The 18,601-nt window shown below is 35.2% G+C and carries 16 protein-coding genes, 1 riboswitch and 1 other annotated feature; of the genes, 8 read left to right on the top strand and 8 right to left on the bottom strand.

The window, feature by feature from the left end:
* Window positions 1-6: 6 nt before the first annotated feature.
* Together leuS and C7P63_RS08150 are read right to left on the bottom strand one after the other, a co-directional pair.
* On the bottom strand, window positions 7-2,424 hold the full coding sequence (gene leuS / locus C7P63_RS08145) for a leucine--tRNA ligase (RefSeq protein ID WP_125943657.1): 2,418 nt from the start codon (window positions 2,422-2,424) through the stop codon (window positions 7-9).
* A 51-nt stretch (window positions 2,425-2,475) separates the two neighbouring features.
* Window positions 2,476-2,680, bottom strand: a binding site (T-box leader).
* 51 nt (window positions 2,681-2,731) lie between these two features.
* On the bottom strand, window positions 2,732-4,897 hold the full coding sequence (locus tag C7P63_RS08150; protein WP_125943658.1) for a LysM peptidoglycan-binding domain-containing protein: 2,166 nt from the start codon (window positions 4,895-4,897) through the stop codon (window positions 2,732-2,734).
* A gap of 234 nt (window positions 4,898-5,131) precedes the next feature.
* Here C7P63_RS08150 and C7P63_RS08155 point away from each other — a divergent pair, with 234 nt between their 5' ends.
* From C7P63_RS08155 to mnmM, 5 genes are all read left to right on the top strand, one after another.
* A complete protein-coding gene (locus C7P63_RS08155; RefSeq protein WP_125943659.1) occupies window positions 5,132-5,779 on the top strand; it encodes a DUF1700 domain-containing protein in 648 nt (215 codons plus the stop codon).
* A 3-nt stretch (window positions 5,780-5,782) separates the two neighbouring features.
* Window positions 5,783-6,916 carry a DUF4097 family beta strand repeat-containing protein gene (locus C7P63_RS08160; RefSeq protein WP_125943660.1) on the top strand — a complete coding sequence of 378 codons (1,134 nt, stop codon included), beginning with the start codon at window positions 5,783-5,785 and terminating at the stop codon, window positions 6,914-6,916.
* Window positions 6,917-7,016: 100 nt separating this feature from the next.
* Window positions 7,017-7,676, top strand: a complete 660-nt coding sequence (locus C7P63_RS08165) for a phosphatase PAP2 family protein (RefSeq protein WP_125943661.1) — start codon at window positions 7,017-7,019, stop codon at window positions 7,674-7,676.
* Window positions 7,677-7,702: 26 nt separating this feature from the next.
* Entirely contained in the window at window positions 7,703-8,653 is a 951-nt protein-coding gene (gene mnmL / locus C7P63_RS08170; protein WP_125943662.1) for a tRNA modification radical SAM protein MnmL/YtqA, read from the top strand.
* Between the two features lie 5 nt (window positions 8,654-8,658).
* A complete protein-coding gene (mnmM, locus tag C7P63_RS08175) occupies window positions 8,659-9,222 on the top strand; it encodes a tRNA 5-(aminomethyl)-2-thiouridylate-methyltransferase MnmM (protein WP_125943663.1) in 564 nt (187 codons plus the stop codon).
* 68 nt (window positions 9,223-9,290) lie between these two features.
* Here the strand turns inward: mnmM and C7P63_RS08180 are convergent, their stop codons facing one another.
* Together C7P63_RS08180 and metK are read right to left on the bottom strand one after the other, a co-directional pair.
* Window positions 9,291-10,769: an MDR family MFS transporter gene (locus C7P63_RS08180; RefSeq protein ID WP_125943664.1), complete on the bottom strand. Its 1,479-nt coding sequence runs from the start codon at window positions 10,767-10,769 to the stop codon at window positions 9,291-9,293.
* Between the two features lie 79 nt (window positions 10,770-10,848).
* Window positions 10,849-12,042 (bottom strand): methionine adenosyltransferase, encoded by a 1,194-nt coding sequence (gene metK / locus C7P63_RS08185; protein ID WP_125943665.1) that lies wholly within the window; start codon window positions 12,040-12,042, stop codon window positions 10,849-10,851.
* Window positions 12,040-12,133: riboswitch (SMK box riboswitch) on the bottom strand. (Overlaps the previous gene by 3 nt.)
* Window positions 12,134-12,253: 120 nt before the next feature.
* Between metK and C7P63_RS08190 the strand changes: the two genes are divergently transcribed.
* Entirely contained in the window at window positions 12,254-13,015 is a 762-nt protein-coding gene (locus tag C7P63_RS08190) for a hypothetical protein (RefSeq protein WP_125943666.1), read from the top strand.
* 238 nt (window positions 13,016-13,253) lie between these two features.
* Window positions 13,254-14,651 carry an APC family permease gene (locus tag C7P63_RS08195; RefSeq protein WP_125943667.1) on the top strand — a complete coding sequence of 466 codons (1,398 nt, stop codon included), beginning with the start codon at window positions 13,254-13,256 and terminating at the stop codon, window positions 14,649-14,651.
* Window positions 14,652-14,699: 48 nt separating this feature from the next.
* Here the strand turns inward: C7P63_RS08195 and C7P63_RS08200 are convergent, their stop codons facing one another.
* Window positions 14,700-15,263 carry a hypothetical protein gene (locus tag C7P63_RS08200; protein WP_125943668.1) on the bottom strand — a complete coding sequence of 188 codons (564 nt, stop codon included), beginning with the start codon at window positions 15,261-15,263 and terminating at the stop codon, window positions 14,700-14,702.
* 140 nt (window positions 15,264-15,403) lie between these two features.
* On the opposite strand from C7P63_RS08200, the gene C7P63_RS08205 reads away from it, so the two are divergent.
* The gene (locus tag C7P63_RS08205; RefSeq protein WP_125943669.1) at window positions 15,404-16,282 is read left to right on the top strand and encodes a VIT1/CCC1 transporter family protein; all 879 of its coding nucleotides are present in this window, start codon (window positions 15,404-15,406) and stop codon (window positions 16,280-16,282) included.
* Window positions 16,283-16,326: 44 nt separating this feature from the next.
* On the opposite strand, the gene C7P63_RS08210 is transcribed toward C7P63_RS08205, so the two are convergent.
* The 3 genes from C7P63_RS08210 to C7P63_RS10280 all read right to left on the bottom strand — a co-directional run.
* Window positions 16,327-16,704 (bottom strand): YccF domain-containing protein, encoded by a 378-nt coding sequence (locus tag C7P63_RS08210; RefSeq protein ID WP_125943670.1) that lies wholly within the window; start codon window positions 16,702-16,704, stop codon window positions 16,327-16,329.
* A gap of 70 nt (window positions 16,705-16,774) precedes the next feature.
* Window positions 16,775-18,154: a M24 family metallopeptidase gene (locus C7P63_RS08215; protein ID WP_125943671.1), complete on the bottom strand. Its 1,380-nt coding sequence runs from the start codon at window positions 18,152-18,154 to the stop codon at window positions 16,775-16,777.
* A gap of 139 nt (window positions 18,155-18,293) precedes the next feature.
* Window positions 18,294-18,601 (bottom strand): tRNA 2-selenouridine(34) synthase MnmH (locus C7P63_RS10280; protein ID WP_207853018.1); only part of this gene is annotated, 308 nt, incomplete at its 5' end.

Raw genomic sequence — 18,601 nt, forward strand, 5'->3', positions numbered from 1 at the left:
TTTTCATTAATTTGCGACAATATTAACTAATTTATCAGGAACAGCAATCACTTTCCGAATTGTTTTGCCTGCAATATTTTCTTGAATATGTTCATTGGCTAATGCTATTTTCTCTAGGTCTTCACGACTAGTTCCTCTAGCAATAACCGCTTTTCCTCTAACTTTTCCATTGACTTGTAGCACAATTTCTAACTCATCTTCTACTAATTCTTTTTCATCATAGGTTGGCCAAGGCACATAAGAAATAGATCCTTCGTGTCCTGTGCGGTTCCATAATTCTTCTGCTATATGAGGAGCAATTGGAGCTAGTAATTGTAAAAAGCCTTCAATATATGGAATTGGTAATGCTTCTTGTTTATTAGCTTCATTTACAAACACCATTAACTGAGAAATAGCCGTATTAAAATGCATCACTTCATAATCTTCTGTTACTTTTTTAACGGTTTGGTGATAAACTTTCGTTAATTTTCCATCATCAAATGTGGTAATTCTATCACGCATAACGCCGTCTTCATCTAGAATTAAACGCCAAACTCGGTCTAAGAATTTACGAGAACCTTCTAGCCCTTTTTCACTCCAAGCAATCGCTGCATCAAGAGGGCCCATAAACATTTCATAAAGACGTAGAGTATCTGCTCCGTATTTTTCTACCACATCATCTGGATTCACAACATTTCCTTTAGATTTAGACATTTTTTCGTTATTAGAACCTAAAATCATTCCTTGGTTATAAAGTTTTTGGAAAGGTTCTTTTGTTTTAACTAAACCTAAATCATATAGGAATTTATGCCAGAAACGAGTATACAACAAGTGAAGTACAGCGTGTTCTGCCCCACCTATGTAAAGATCAACTGGTAACCATTTTTCTAATTTTTCAGGATCTGCAATTGTTTCAGTGTTATGTGGATCAATATAGCGAAGGTAATACCAAGAACTACCTGCCCATTGTGGCATAGTGTTGGTTTCACGGCGACCTTTTTTCCCTGTTTCTGGATCAACGACATTAACCCAATCAGTAATATTAGCTAAAGGAGATTCCCCTGTCCCACTTGGTTTGATATCTGTTGCTTTTGGTAAGCGTAGTGGTAATTCCTCTTCAGGAACAGCAGTAGTTGTCCCGTCTTCCCAATGAATAATTGGAATAGGTTCTCCCCAATAACGTTGACGTGAGAATAACCAGTCACGTAGGCGGTAACTAATTTCTTTATGGCCCACTTGATGCTCTTCTAACCACTCAATCATTTTCCCTTGGGCTTCTTCATTGTCTAGTCCATTTAAAAAGTCAGAATTAATATGTTTGCCTTCACCAGTATAAGCTTCTTTAGTAACATCTCCGCCTTCTACTACTGGCACAATCGGTAAATTAAACTGCTGAGCAAATTCATAATCTCTTTCATCATGAGCTGGAACAGACATAACTGCCCCTGTACCGTATGAACCTAACACATAATCTGCAATCCAGATTGGTAATTTCTCACCTGTAACAGGATGAATCGCATAGGCTCCAGTAAACACACCTGTTTTTTCTTTCGCTAAATCTGTTCTGATTAATTCAGATTTTTTTTCAGCTTCTTTAACGTAAACATCAATCGCTGCTTTTTGTTCTGTCGTTGTAATTTTTTCAACTAGAGGAAGTTCTGGCGCTAACACTAAATAAGTAGAACCAAAAATAGTGTCTGGTCTAGTAGTGAAAACTTGGATAGTTTCATCAGAAAAGCCATCAATTTTAAAGCTAATTTCTGCTCCTTCAGAACGACCAATCCAATTACGTTGCATCTCTTTAATATTTTCTGGCCAGTTCACTAAGTCTAAATCATCAATTAAACGGTCAGCATATTTTGTAATGCGTAGCATCCATTGTTTCATCGGCACTCGGTAGACAGGATGATCCCCACGCTCTGATTTTCCGTCAATAACTTCCTCATTCGCTAACACAGTTCCTAAAGCAGGACACCAGTTAACAGGAATTTCTGCTTCATAAGCTAAATCATGTTCAAACATTTTAGTAAAAATCCATTGAGTCCATTTGTAATAACCTGGATCGGTTGTGTTAATTTCCCGGTCCCAATCATAGCTAAAACCTAATGAATTAATTTGCTTACGGAAAACTTCAATATTTTTTTTCGTAAATTCAGCTGGATCATTTCCAGTATCTAACGCATATTGTTCTGCAGGTAGACCAAACGCATCCCACCCCATTGGATGTAGCACGTTATAACCTTGACTACGTTTCATCCGTGACATAATATCTGTTGCAGTGTAACCTTCTGGATGTCCTACATGAAGTCCTTGCCCAGATGGATAAGGGAACATGTCTAAAGCGTAATAATTTTTCTTATCCTTATCTTCAGTTGTTTTAAATGTGTGATGTTTAGCCCAATACTTTTGCCAATATTTTTCAATCTCTTTGTGTTGATAAGCCATTGTGTTTCCTCCTTTAGATAATAAAAAAGTCCTATAAGAACTGAATAGTTCCTATAGGACGTTCATTTTTTAACGCGGTACCACCTAATTTATAGCTTAACTAGCTATCTCTCAAAAGAATAACGGTCTTTGTCCGGCATAGCCTTGTCAGCTATACAGCTCCTAGGTAAGTTCGTAAATTCTTTGGTACATTCCCAGCCCCATGTACTCTCTTAGTCAAAGATTAGATACTACTACTCCTATTCATTGCTTTTCTCTAATAATTACATACATACTAGCAAACAATTAAATAAATTGCAAGAATTGTCTAGCTAACCTGTAAGATTTGGCCAATCTGAATAGCTTCTGTTTTCAATTGGTTTAGCTGTTTTAATTCTTTCACAGACAAACCATGTTCTAACGCAATCCTAAATAAAGTATCCCCTTTTTTCACTTGATACTTCTCTACTTTAGAATTTTCTTTAATCACTAATTTTTGACCAATAGCTATGTCATCTGAACGCAACTGATTCCAATTTTTTAAATCAAGCAAAGAAATATTTAACTCTTTAGCAATGCGATATAAAGTATCCCCTGCTTTGACTTTATAAACTGCTTGGCTAGTTGAATCTGGCTTAACTGTCTGATTCGTTTGGTTAGAAGTAGGTGTTGAAGAAGTGTTAGCTAACACTTTTAATGATTGCCCCACATAAATTAAGTCACTCTTCATTCCATTTAATTGTTTTAACTCTGCTAAGCTGATGCCAGTTTTTTTGGCAATGCTATAAAGAGTATCCCCTTTCTTCACTCGGTAACCTTGAGTAGTAGTTGGGGTAGATGGTTTATTATTATGAGGTGTTTCTTGTGTCTTGGTCGCTTTAACTTTCAATGTTTGTCCGACATAAATAACATCACTTGTTAAATTATTCCAAGATTTTAACTGGGCTAAACTTACACCAAACTTTTGACTAATGCGGTAAAGAGTATCTCCTTTAACCACTTGATAATTTTTCACTTGGTTAGGTTTCGAAGGAGTTGGTTGATTTGGATTAGTCTGAGAAGCACTTCCTTGACCTATCCTTAATGTTTGTCCAACATAAATAACATCACTTGTTAAATTATTCCAAGATTTCAACTGCGGCACACTTACTCCAAACTTTTGGCTAATTCGGTAAAGAGTGTCTCCCTGAACTACTTGGTACTTGTTATGTTGGGTTGGTTTAGTTTCAGTTGGTTTCGAAGGAGCCGGTTGATTTCCGATTGTTTGAGCTCCAACAATTAGCTGTTGCCCTATATAAATCGTATCACTAGTTAAATTATTCCAAGCTCTTAAATCACTTAAACTGATATTGAATTTTTGTGCAAGGCGATATAAATTATCTCCTGCAGCCACTAAATAAATTTTCCCTTGAACAGGTTTCTCTGGAGTGGGTTTGCTTTCTTCTGGCTTATTTGTCTCTGGTGAAGTTGTTTCTGGTGGAGTCGTTGGTTGATCACTGTTACTTACTACTAACGTTTGACCTACATAAATAACATCACTAGTTAAATTATTCCAAGACTTTAACTCACTTAAACTCACACCAAATTTTTGACTAATTCGGTAAAGAGTATCCCCAGAAATAACTGTATATGTTTGACCAGCTGGATTATGAATGCCTGGCTTAGGATCTGGTAATTCTTGATTATTAGAGTCATCTGGAACACTTTCTCCTAAATTACCTCCTGGGGTGTCAAAACGAGTTAATTGATGTGCTTCAATTAACCGATTTAATTTCCCTGCATAACCAGGATCTGTTGCATAACGACCAGTTAACCACTGACTAGCATCACGGTAACTATTGGTCCGACTTTTCCAAGCTCCTGAATAAAAATAATTACCTGGCGAAAAAGACGTATTTTTTAAAACGTTGGCATTATCTTGTAAAGATTCTTGATAAGAAGGATATTTCCTAAAACTATCATGAATAGTTACCCATTGACCATTTAAAAATTCCTTTGTCTGCATGACAACGCTTTGGCCATTATAACTACCCTTTATTCCATACAAATTATGATTAGGACTAGCACTTAAAACACTGGTTCCCCAACCACTTTCTAAAATTCCTTGAGCAATCATAATAGACGCATATAAATCATTGGCAGCAGCAACAGACTGAGCTAACGGACCAATTTGTTGAATAAAGGTTGCTGGAGTCATCCGAGCCGTATAGTTTGGCATAGGCTGAACAACTTCAGGAGTAACTGTTTGGACAGGTTCTTCTTTCAAAAGAGACTGTTGAGTATCATCTGTCTTAGAAGACTCACCAGCTACCTCATCAACAGTTTGTTCAGTCTTTGTCTTATCTAACTCATCAGCATAAACAGGTGACAAAAATTGCGGCACAGTAAAAGTGGAGCAAAACATCGTTAAACCTAAAAATGATAACCCTTGTTTCACAGTGGGAATCATTGAGTGACTTTTTTCATATAAACAGCGGCGTGTAGTAGATGTCATTATAATTACAGTACTCCCTTCGAGTATTTTCTTGTTTCTCTTTCATTATATAGCAAGAATGATTAAAAATTAAGAAAAAGATAAGATTCTTTCTTTTCGTTCATAAATAGGTCTTAAAACAGTCTCATACTTTAGTCCGATTTTATAGGAAAGCTATTGTTAATTAAGGGATTCTCTCTTATATTAATAAAGTAAGAAAAGTTTATCATTCACTCCTAAGAAAGGATTTCTATCATGAATAAAGAACATTTTTTAACTGAGTTAAAAATTTATTTACGGCCGTTAACTTCTGGACAAATTTCTTATATTTTACATATGTATGAAGAAAAATTCGCTCTAGGAAAAAAAGCCGGAAAAGATGAATATACCATTTCTAAAGAACTAGGTAATCCTAAAGATATTGCTTACCAAATCTTAGATGAATTAGGAGTAGAACCTATTCAAGAAAACAAAAACGATTCGGATTGGGAAGAGTTTACTTCACAAACTACCGACTCTTATGACTACCGAACAGGGCATCCTTATCAAGAGGATCATTTACAACCAACTGCTAATAAAAACTCTTTTTTTATTAGATTTTGTCAAGTAAGTGGTGTGCTCCTACTTAATTTTTTCTTTATGATTTGGTTTCTTTTTATATTGATTGCCTTAATTGGCTCAGGCTGGGTTGTGGCCCTAACCTTTATTGCTTCTCCTTTTTTAGCGGTTATTTTCGGGGTATCTATGGGGGTTAATACCTTATTGCAGCTATTCGTTACGTTAATCTTATGTGGGGTAGGTTTAATTGGTCTTTTAATCTTATCACCTATTACCAAATTTTTTATTCACCTGTTAAAACAATATACATTATGGTGCTTTAGTGTTTTGAAAGGAGGATCATAATCTATGAAACGTCGAACCAAATGGCTTTTATCTCTAAGTATTACGCTAATTGTCATTGGAACTATTGGCAGTATCATCTCTTATCAAAATTTAGACCACGAAACAACCAAGGAAATTCAAACGACCTTGACTGCTCCGCAACGCTTTACCAATAACAAGTTAGTCATTCAAAGTGAGGGGCCAGTTACCATTAAACTCCAACCTTCTAAAGATGAACAATTTCATTTAAGCGGTCAGTATAAAGCGCCTTATGAAGAAACTGCTTTAACTTGGGAGATTAAACAAGATGAACAGCAAGATACCTTTATTATTAATTTTAAAAAAGACTATCGACGTGTTCCAAGAGTCTTTTTTGACGTATGGGATACTAACAATAACTATCTGACCTTAACTATCCCTAAGCAATATGAAAACTTAATGACTCAAACTTACAATACTACCTTACAACCCTCTAATTTAACTTTAAAAACAATTCAGTTAAAGGGTGATTCTAATAGTTTTCGTTTGAGCAATATTAAAGCAGATTCTTTGAAACAAACAGCTACACAATCCTTTTTTGACCTTCAAAAATCGACTATAAAAGATGGCATACACATAGAAGAAGCTTCTGGGGCTAGCATTAAACAGACCCAAACTAAAGAAACTTCTATTAACGCCAGTTATGATGATATTGATCTTTCTCAACTAACTGGAAAAATCAAAGTGCGAACAGAAGATGGACAAGTCAGAGTCCACCATGTATCTGACGAAGTGTCTATCCAAAATAAAAACGGCAATACCTTTTTTTATCCTAAAACCTTTGAACAACCTGCTAAAATTCAATCAAGTAATGGATCTATTTATGTTTGGCTTAACCCTAAACCAAGGGATTTAAAAGTTGAAGCAAGCTCTCCTAATGGCGAGGTATCCATCTTTGGAAAAGAACAACACACTTTTGAATCAGGACACAAAAAGCCTTTATTATTTGTTAAAACGACTTACGGGGACATTCATTTATTTGATGAAAAATCAGAAGAAGTTTATGACTACCCTGACTTTACCGAGATGGATGATGAAGATTGGTTTGAGAATAGTGAAATGGATGGACATAACTCATCCTCTAACTCTAGTCAATCTGATGATCTCCATGACTTATAGTCAAACATTTAAAAATATGTTAGTATTTAACCATCAAGCAAGCAGTTCTTTAGTTTTTACTAAAGAGCTGTTTTAGCTTATAAATAAATAGAGGTGTCTTATGACAGATGATAAAAAAAATATTTACTATGTAGTAGCTAGTTTTTTACTGGTAGCTTTTATGGTATTAGGTTATATCGTTAAATTTTATGAGCCAAGCTTAAGCGGCATAGATGGCTGGATTACCACTTGGATCCGAGAACCTGTAACTCCCTTTAAATCTAACTTTTTTTTAACCTTAACCAAGTTAGGTAATACTAAAATTTTGGCGACTCTTTTAGCCATCATCATGAGTTTTACGTTATTAAAAAAACGTTATGTAGAAACTGGTTGGCTCTTTATTAATGTTGCTTTACTAGCCGGTCTAGGCAATTTAGTCGTTAAATATTTATTCAACCGGCCTCGGCCATTACTAGAGCACTTAGTTTTTGCCCCTCATAGTAGTTTTCCAAGTGGACATGCGATGGGAAGTGTTTTAATGTATGGTACCTTGATAGTTTTTTGTCAACTTTGGATTAAACACCATTTTCTCCGTTATCTAGCGCAAGCTAGTCTTTTAACCCTTATTTTATTGATTGGTGCTAGTAGAATTTACGCTGGCGTACATTTTCCAACTGATATTTTAGGAGGGTATCTTTTAGGTAGCGCTTGGCTAATGGCTAGCTACCCTATTTTTATTAAAACACGTTTCATTGCCCGTTTTACAGGCAAACAACATTAATGAACAACAAAGAAGGAACAAACAACATGTCAGACTATTTATTTGATCCAACTAGTAACAAACGTTATTACACTTGGAACTTAGCTTTGCGTCAACAATTTGGCGAAAAAGTCTTTAAAGTACCAATTGACGCAGGCTTTGATTGCCCTAACCGAGATGGAACGGCAGCTTTTGGTGGCTGTACTTTTTGTAGTGTATCAGGCTCTGGGGATATGATGGTTGCCCCAGAAGCCCCTCTAGCTGATCAATTTCAAAAAGAAGTAAGCCAAATGCACGAAAAATGGCCACAAGTCTCCCAATATTTACTCTATTTTCAAAACTTTACCAATACCCATGCCCCTGTTTCTATCATTCGTCAACGGTTTGAACAAGTGTTAAACGAAGAAGGTGTCGTAGGGATCTCAGTTGCTACGAGACCAGACTGCTTACCAGATGATGTGGTAGAGTATTTAGCAGAATTAAATCAGCGGTACTACCTTTGGGTGGAACTTGGCTTACAAACTACTTTTGACTCAACTAGCCAAAGCATTAACCGAGCTCATGATTATCAAACTTATTTAGATGGTGTTGCTAAGCTTAGAAAACACAATATTCGTGTTTGTACCCATTTAATTAACGGTTTACCTGGAGAGACTAAAGAGATGATGGTTGAAAATGTTAGACGTACTCTACTGGACTCAGATATTCAAGGAATTAAGTTGCATTTACTACACTTAATGACTAACACCCGAATGGTAAGAGATTACGTAGCAGGTCGGTTACACTTTATGTCACAAGAAGACTATACTCAGGTGATTTGTGATCAACTAGAACTTATTCCAAAAGATATTATCATCCACCGACTAACTGGGGATGCCCCTAGAGATACCATTGTTGGACCAATGTGGAGTTTAAAAAAATGGGAAGTGTTAAACGGCATTGATCAAGAATTAGTTAGAAGAAATAGTTATCAAGGAAAATTTCAAGTAAGGAAGTAGAAAATATGTTACCCACTGCATTACGTTTAAGTCATGAATTATTACAAGAAGTGGTTACTAGTGGCGATACAGTCCTAGATGGAACTATAGGTAATGGCCATGACACTTTATTTTTAGCTCAGTTAGTTGGAAAAACTGGACAGGTTTACGGTTTCGACGTTCAAGAAAAAGCCTTATTATCAACCAAAAGTCGCTTAGAAGAACATGAGGCATATGAACAAACCCAACTATTTTTAACTGGCCATGAACACCTTGACTCAGTTATTCCAAGTGAACAACAAATTAAAGGTGCCATCTTTAATTTAGGCTATTTGCCTTGTAGCGATAAGTCCGTTGTAACTAAAGGAGAAACTACTATCCAAGCCTTAAAAGCTTTGTGTCCTAAACTGGAACGGAAAGGACGGATTTTGTTAGTAGTCTATTATGGTCATCCTGGTGGAGAGAATGAAAAAGACAGTGTCTGGGATTTTTGTCAAACACTGGAACAATCCACTTATACAGTGGCCTCTTATCAATTTATCAATCAAAAAAATCAACCACCTTTACTCATTTGTATTGAAAAAAAATAAGCTAGCTAGTGTCATTCTTTCCTCTTAAAAGAGTGACACTGGCTAAGCTTATTTTTAATGATAAAATATTAACCTTTCATAATCCGTTCAGCTTTTTGGAATTGATTAATTACTAAGGCAACTAATAAAAGTCCTACCCCTACTGCATAAACACTATGTAATCCGTTATATAAAATAGTCCGAATAGGTTCAATTAAATGATTGGCTAACTGAGTGGTAGCTTCTTGGTTAGAAATTTGATCTACCATGTCCCGCGTAATTTTTAACTCAGGTACCTTAGTAATAGATTGATTAATGTGATTGTTTAAAACCACACCAAAAACCGATACCATCACTGTTTGACCAATTGTTCGGCTCAAAGTATTAAAAGAAGTGGCTACTCCTACTTGATCACTTGGCACACTACTTTGGGATTTTACAGTAGTAGCTGTAATCGCAATCCCTAAACCTAAACCTGTCCACGCTCCAATTAAACAAAACAGCCAAAAAGAAGTATGAGCCGGAGCATTAGCTAAGGCAAGACCTCCTACTAAAATAATTAGTAAACCAATAGTAATAGTCCGTTTAGTCGTGGTCTTTTTAAGTAGCATCCCTGCTGTAAAGGAACCAAAAATCCAAGTCACAGATAACGGAGCTAACGACATGCCTCCTAAAGCAGCTTTTAACCCTAGCACTCCTTGCATCCACATAGGAATATACACATCAATTCCCATTAAAAAGCCACTAACTAAAGCAGCAATAATATTAACAATAACAAAAGGTCCATTCGTTAATAACCCTAATGAAATAATCGGATCTACTGCTCTTTTTTCTACTTGAACAAATATAAATCCAAATAAAATAACTAAACCAAAACAAATCCATGTTTTATAATTAAAACTAGATGTCTCACCAATTGTTTGGAAACCATAAAGTAAAGAAAGTAGCAACATCATTAAACTTAGACTACCTAAATAGTCAATAGGTTGTTTCTTCCCTTCTTTTTTGTCTTCTATTAAAAATACCCAGATAAGACCCATTAAAATAATCCCAATTGGCACATTTACAAAGAAAATCCAGTGCCAGCCTACTGTATCCACAATAAAACCACCACATAATGGACCTACCACACTAGCAATTCCCCAAAAAGCACTATTAAGGCCTAATACTTTTGCCCGCTTTTCAACAGAATAAATGTCTGCAATAATCGTTAAAGCAACTGGCATAATCGCCCCTGCTCCAATTCCCTGAATGGCTCTTGCAATAATTAAAACTAGCATACTATTTGATAAACCGCATAAAGAAGATCCGATAATAAAAATTAAAATTCCTGCTAAAAACACTGGTTTTCGACCAATCCGGTCAGCTAACTTACCATAAACTGGTGTCATCATGGCATTAGTTAATAAATAAATCGAAAAAACCCAACTCATAATTTCTCCGCCTTTAAGCTGAGCTGCAATAGTTGGCATTGCAGTGGATACAATAGTTGCTTCAATGGCGGTCATAAATGTTGCCATAAAAACAGAAAAGGTTACTACCTTTACATTTGTCTCTCTTTTTTTCATCTTTTTAATCCCTTTCTTTTATCTTGGTGCAAAAGAAAGATCCCTAATAAAGACATGTCTTTATTAGGGATCGCCTCTTTTACTCTGCTAAACTCTTTAAAAGTGCCTCGACTTTGTCGGTACGCTCCCATGTAAAGTCCGCATCTGTACGACCAAAATGACCATATGCTGCTGTTTTTTTATAAATTGGTCTACGTAAATCAAGCATGTTGATAATACCTGCTGGACGTAAATCAAAATTTTGACGAACGGCTTGAATTAATTTTTCTTCTGATACAGCACTTGTTCCGTATGTATCAATAGAAATAGAAACAGGTTCTGCTACTCCAATAGCATAAGCTAATTGAACTTCGCATTTACGAGCCAATTTAGCCGCCACAATATTTTTCGCAATATAGCGAGCAGCATAACTAGCTGAACGATCGACTTTTGTCGCGTCTTTACCAGAAAATGCACCACCACCGTGACGTGCATAACCGCCGTAAGTATCTACAATAATTTTTCGACCAGTTAAACCAGAATCTCCTTGTGGTCCTCCAATAACAAAACGACCAGTTGGATTAATGAAGAATTTTGTTTCTTCATCTAATAGAGATGATGGAATAACTTTTTTTATCACCAAATTAATCATATTCGCTTTAATCTGTTCCAGTGATACATGTTCATCATGTTGAGTACTAATGACTACTGTATCTACTCGTTTAGGTTCTCCGTTTTCACCGTATTCAACCGTTACTTGAGCTTTAGCATCTGGACGTAAATAATCCAGTACTTTCTCTTTGCGTAACGTTGCTACTCGGCGCATTAACTGATGACTTAATGAAATAGGTAATGGCATTAATTCTGGTGTTTCATCACAAGCAAACCCAAACATTAATCCTTGGTCTCCAGCACCTAAGTCTAGTGAGTCAGAGGACTGAGCGTCTTGTTTACTTTCATAAGAAGCATCCACCCCTTGGGCAATATCTGGTGACTGCTCATCTAAAGCAACCATCACTGCACAAGTATCTCCGTCAAAGCCAAACTTAGCTCGGGTATACCCAATTTCTTTAACAGTTTCACGCACTACTTTTTGAATATCCACGTAAGCTGTTGTTGAAACTTCTCCAAAAACAAAAACTAAGCCAGTTGTAACAGATGTTTCACAAGCAACTCTTGCCATTGGATCTTTTTCTAACAAAGCATCTAAAATAGCGTCACTAATTTGATCAGCTACTTTATCAGGATGTCCTTCAGAAACAGATTCTGATGTAAATAAATATTTTTCTCTCATTTTTTGTTCCCCCTTTATTTTCCGGTTACAAGGCATCTTTAAAGACAGAGAGATCTAATCTTTAAATCCTATCGGGAATCTTGCAACATTCCTAGTATAGCAAAATTGTTTATGAAAAGCATGCTTTTTTAAATTCTTTTTTTTATCTATCTTGACGTGTCACAAAACTCCATATACCATTAATATATCAACTGAAAAGAGGATATAAACTGTGAATCAAAATACATCGATCAAATTAACCTTGCCTTATATTTTGATTATCGCCTTACTTCAAACCTTGATAGCGGTGATTCCTGGAATATTATTGTCTCACCAACCTATTCGTTTAAGCGGGGCTAACTTCATTATGTTTGTCTATTTATTTATTTCTGATTTCTACCTACTATTTTCCAGAAATGCTTATCAAAAAGGTAAACAGGTTTCTATTCAGGCTTCGTTAGTCAAAATTGTTTTTTCAGCTATTTTAATTTACAAAATAACAGGTCATTTAACGTATCAATACGCTTTTATCTTATTTGCTTATGAAATTTTTCAATTTCTTACTTTTTCTAGTCGGTATCAATATCAAGATACTATTTTTTATACCTTGTTAAATATTTTCTTTAAAGGCTGCGTCTTTAATTTAATGTTAACCCTACAAGCACCTTACTCTTTCCAACTAAATAAATTAGAACCTTTTATCTTTAGCATGTTTATCATTGGCATCAACACCTTAGTAACGCAAAAGATTTATTCCTATTTAAAGAGAAATAATTTTTATCTTATGTGGCTTGGAATAACTTTAATTGGTCTTGGTGGTTATCTTTACTATATCTTTAATCAACGTTTCATTAGTTTATTTGTCTTAATAGCCCTTATTAGCTTACTCATCATCAGTGCTGCTTGCCTAATCAGAACTAAACAACTCAATAAAAAGGAATTTATCTTAAATATCACTTCTTTTATCTTGCTTTACTTTTATTACCGTATGTAAAATTCTAAGACAATCTGTCTTAGAATTTTTTTGTTTTATTATTCATTAGTAGCAAAAAAATGAAACCAGTTTCTTTCCTACTATCAAAACTATGCTACCAGTTTATTTTCTTTTTTAGCCTATCTAACATCATTTTTTATTCAATAACCCCTTGACTCTCCTACTAGAAACAACTAAAATGATAAAATGATTAAAATATGAGTTTTTTCTCATTTTGCAATTTAAAAGGAGGTTACTAATGATGTCACATCATTTATTTTTAAAAAAGGAAATAGATCCTACTCATCTACAAAACAGTTCACTTGAAAAAAATTTAACCGCCTTTCATTTAACAGCTATGGGAGTCGGAGCAGTGGTTGGGGCAGGAATTTTTATTACCCCAGGCATTATCGCTGCTAAGTACGCTGGACCTGGTGCTATGCTATCTTATTTATTAGCTGCTGTTGTTTGTGCCTTAGCCGCTCTTTGCTACTCGGAGTTTGCTTCAACCATTCCACTAGCCGGAAGTGCCTATACCTATGTTTATACTATTTTTGGAGAATTAGCTGCTTGGGTTTTAGGTTGGGCCTTAATTTCAGAATATTTATTTGCAGTATCCTCAGTTGCAGTTAGTTGGTCCGCTTATTTCCAAAATTTATTAGCTGGGTTTAATCTTCACCTACCAGGCTTTTTATCCACTGCCTATGAATCTGGTAACGGAGGGGGTGTTAACTTAATCGCTGGATTAATTACCCTGTTAATTGGTTTACTTCTAGTAAATGGGGTAAAAGAGTCCACTCGTGTCAATACGATAATGGTAGGAGTTAAACTAGCAGTTATCTTACTTTTTCTAGGCGTAGCTATTTTTTATGTTAAACCAGCTAATTTTCATCCATTTTTACCTTACGGAAGTTCTGGCATTCTTTCTGGTGCTGCCCTTGCTTTTTATGCTTATATCGGTTTTGATGCTGTATCTACTGCTTCAGAGGAAGTGATTAACCCGCAAAAAGCCATGCCAATTGGAATTATTGCTTCCTTAGCAATCGCTTCTATTCTGTATGCAGCTGTGGCTACTGTTTTAGTTGGTGTAGTCCCTTATCATCAATTAAATGTGGGAGATCCTGTTGCTTTTACTCTTAATTTAATTAATCAAAATTGGATTGCAGGGATTATCTCACTTGGTGCAGTCGCAGGTATGACCACCGTCCTACTAGTTATGTCTTATGGGGGTACCCGCTTAATTTTCGCTATTAGTCGAGATGGTTTATTGCCTGCTACTTTATCTAAAGTTAGCCCTAGTAAACATGTGCCAGTTACCAACACCTTTATTTTTACTAGTATTGCTAGCCTGTGTGCCATGTTAGTCCCTTTAGATAAAATTGCTGAACTTGTTAACATTGGGACCTTGTTCGCTTTTGCCACTGTTTCTCTAGGAGTAGTTTTTTTAAGAAAATTACCGAATTATCAGCAGTTACCGAAAGGCTTTAACGTCCCCCTTTATCCTTTCATCCCTTTATTATCTTTTACCCTATGTCTAGTCCTTATGACGCAACTACAAAAAATAACTTGGCTTGTCTTTTTATTATGGACATTAGTTGGCTTAGGGATTTATTTCAGTTATGGCTATCGTCATAGCCAGCAACGTGTATTAAATTAAAAATAACTAAGTTTCTATTATATATTAATAGTAGAAACTTAGTTATTTTTAGTTATTTTCGTCAAAAAAGCGTAAAGCTTCTGGAATATAGTAAGGTTCTACTTTAGAAAAATCATTCGTAGAAAAAGACACATGGTCTAATGACGCAGACAATTTCTTACGAGTATGAGAAGAAACTAAAAGCAAATTAGCATATAATTTTTCTCTTTTTTGACAAAGTAGTTGAAATTGTTTAACCATCTCTTCTTCCTCATAAGGACTATAACACAGCTGAGATAATAGCATGAAAGACTCCTCTTTTAATTCCCAAAGCTTTTGGATAGGCTGCTGATTTTTTTGATAGAATCTTTCATAAGAATTACCTTTATCAGCGCAAACTAAGGTTAAAGTAGCCACTGAAAGCATTACTGTAATAATTTGTAGCATTAAAACAGGAAGAAAGATAGAAAGAAACATACCTAACGTTGCCAAACTACTTAAAATAATTTTCATAATATAAAGAGCCTTACTTTTATACAGATACGTTTTTACTTGCTCATTTTGTAAATCATAAGTCACAGATAACTCTACTAACAAACGTTTTAACTCCATATGTAATTGTTTTTGGGTCATATCAATTGCCTCCTAGCTAATCCCTTTAAATAAGTTCATTTTACCTTGTTTTTGATAAAATGAATAGTCATGGTTTGTCATCTCGCCAAGCATTGGGTACAATGAAGATAACTTACTTATTTTAAAGAAGAAGGGATATTATGACTTATACAGAAGAACAACATCAATTAATGTTAAACTATCAACAAACTGAGATTACCGCTTATCATTTGTACACTTATTTAGCAAAAAAAGAAAAAAATCCAGCTAACAAAAAAATTATTACTCGAATTGCCAATGATGAATTGAAACATGCTGAAATTTGGAAAAAATATACGAAAGAAACAGTTGACCCAAAAAAACTATCTATTCTTTGGTTTAAGTTTCTATACTTAATTTTTGGTTTTACCTTTACTATTCGCTTATCTGAAAAAAATGAAGATTCTGGCATTGTCATGTATGAAAAACTAGCTGACGTTATTCCAGATATTAGCAAAATTATTGAAGAAGAAGAACGACATGAAGAAGAACTGATAAATCTACTAGATGAAGAAAGACTGCAATATGTCGGCTCCATGGTACTAGGTCTAAATGATGCTTTAGTAGAAATTACAGGAACAATTGCCGGTTTAACCTTCGCTATGGCTAATAACCGTTTAGTTGCCATGTCTGCTATTGTTACAGGCATTGCTGCTACTTTATCTATGGCGGCTTCCAACTATCTTGCTGAAAAAGCCGATGGTCATCACAATCCCTTTAAATCTAGTCTGTTTACTGGTGCGACTTATTTAATTGCAGTTATTCTGTTAGTACTACCTTATTTACTTCTTCCACCTGACATGTATATTGCCGCATTTGTTACCATGTTAGTGATTGTCATTGCGCTGATTGCCTTTTTTAACTACTATATTGCTATCGCCAAAGAACAATCGTTTAAAAAGCCTTTCTTACAAATGCTGATCATTAGTTTTAGTGTTATGATTATCTCCTATATTATCGGTATCCTTGCTAAAAAATGGCTAGGAGTAGATGTAGGTTAACAACCAAACAAATAACCATCACCTGTTTACAGGTGATGGTTATTTTAATAGTATCTTGAACTGGTCACTACTCTAGCACCAAAAGGCATCAAGGCTAATTTAGCTAATTTAAAACTTTGTTTAGCAAAAGGAATGCCAATAATGGTTAACGTTAATAAAATACCACTTAGGCAATGAGCCAAAGCTAAAGGTAGACCACTAACAACTAACCAAATAATATTGACTAGGAAAGAAAAGCCACTGTTACTATAAACCACTTCTTTACCAAATGGCCAAAAACTCAATCCTGCCAGTTTAAAACATTGCATCCCAATTGGAATGCCTACTATAGTTAAGCACCACAAACAACCTGCTACTAGCCAGCTTAAATCTCCAGCTAATCCGCCAAAGATTAACCAGATTAGATTACCTAAACATCCCATAAAACAATCCTCACTTTACTCTCTGTTATTTTCTCTATTATAACGGATTTTCAAGTATCTGAAAAACAACTTATTTCTTAGTTAAAGCTACTTGTTTATTCAACATAAAAGGACGTAAATAACCTAAAGTACTACATAAAGGTAAAATTTCTTCACTTAAAGATATATTTAAAACTTGTTTAAGATAACTTCGTCTATTTTCAATTCGCTGCCATAACTCTGGATATTGAGTCTGGATTTCTTCTCGTAACTGCTTATCCGCTAAAGCTAGGGTACTTTCTGCTGAAACTCCGTGATGATTAGGTTGAACTGGAATAAAGTCTAACTGGAAAATCATCCCACTTTTAATGGTTTTATCAGAACCTGCATAAAAAGGTGAACATAACCATTCTTCATCTGCAGTTAAATGGCCTGGACATAACTCCCAGCCATAAACAGATTGAGGATAGAACGTGTCAAATTGTTGGTAAAACTCTCCTGCATTCATCCCAATTTTTATCTGATCTAACCAATATAAGTAAGCTTCATAATAAGGGACTACCACTTGATCTAGGTACCCTGGATCAATTTGTTCCAATTGCTCCTTGTTGTAAACCCCGTAACCAGAACGACTGGATAATCCCCCTTTATATGCAGCAGTTAAAGCAATTTTATCTCCTAATTGAAGAGTTCTTTCTGTTGGATATATGTTTCCCTTAACAAATCGCTGGCCAAAAGCTGAAATAGTCACGACAGTTGGGTATTGGCCATTCTGATTAAGTAAATCTCCTGTTTCCAGTTCCGATACTCCTACACTAAGATGGTCCATTGCTTTTAACACGCCATCTGAAGCCAAAGAAGCTCCGTATTCATATGTAGCAATTTCATTTGCTGTGTTAGTGACTCTAGCACCTTGACTAGGATCAATCAGCAAACCTGTGCCATTATATAACTTTTCTGAACCGACTAATTCTTTCAAAGAATCCACTATAAAGTAGGGTACGTCAAACTTTTGAACAAAATCTAGTCCATCTTTAGCTAACAACTTCCACCCTACCAACCCGACTTTCTTAGAGCTATCTAAATGAGCTTGCTGTAAATAACTCAATAAAGATTGAGTAAAATCCATTGGTTGGTTTGGTAAAGAAAAGAAGGGACAATGAATCCCTTGACTATCTATACGAGCATGTTTTACCTTATTAATATTTTCATTTCCAAGTAGTAAGCTACTTGTTCCGTCTTGATTTAAAAGAAGTAAGCCTTCTTCAAATCTTGGAATAAACCCAACTAAATACTCAAATTGGCTACCATGTTCCTTATCTGCATAAATTACTAAGGAACTAAACCCAAATTCTTTCATACGATCTATCACTTTTTGCTTGCGAATTGCCATTGTTTCATCAGTTAATACTGGGCGTACTGGGTGATGATCTAGTTGTGGTGATGGTACTTGTTTGATTTGAACTGTCATACATACCTTCCTCCTATAAGTTTATAATAGAGAAAAGTGTCTGTATCAACATACAAACACTTTCTTTCCTTCATCTTACCATAGTTTAAAAAAACCACAAAAATAGACCCTTAATTTTTAGACTAAGAGTCCATCTTACTTATTTACTTAGATGTAACAGCTGAACTAATTTTTCAGCAGTTTCTTTTGGATCTGTGGTAGTTAAAGTCAAATCATACTTCTTCGCCTTATGGCTGTATCTCGGATCATAATAAGAAACTAACAATTGTTCAATCACAGTAGCCCCTTCTCCTTGTTTTAAAGCTTCTTGCAAGCTAATAACTTTTTCAGGATTAATCATCCCTTTTAACTGGTCTAATGCTTGAATTAACTCCTCTAAGGAACTGGTTTCAATGTAATCTTGATAAATCTTCTCTATTCGGTAAGCTAAAGAGGCTTCTATTAAAA

The organism is Vagococcus humatus, from assembly GCF_003950325.1.
Lineage (GTDB): Bacteria > Bacillota > Bacilli > Lactobacillales > Vagococcaceae > Vagococcus_C > Vagococcus_C humatus.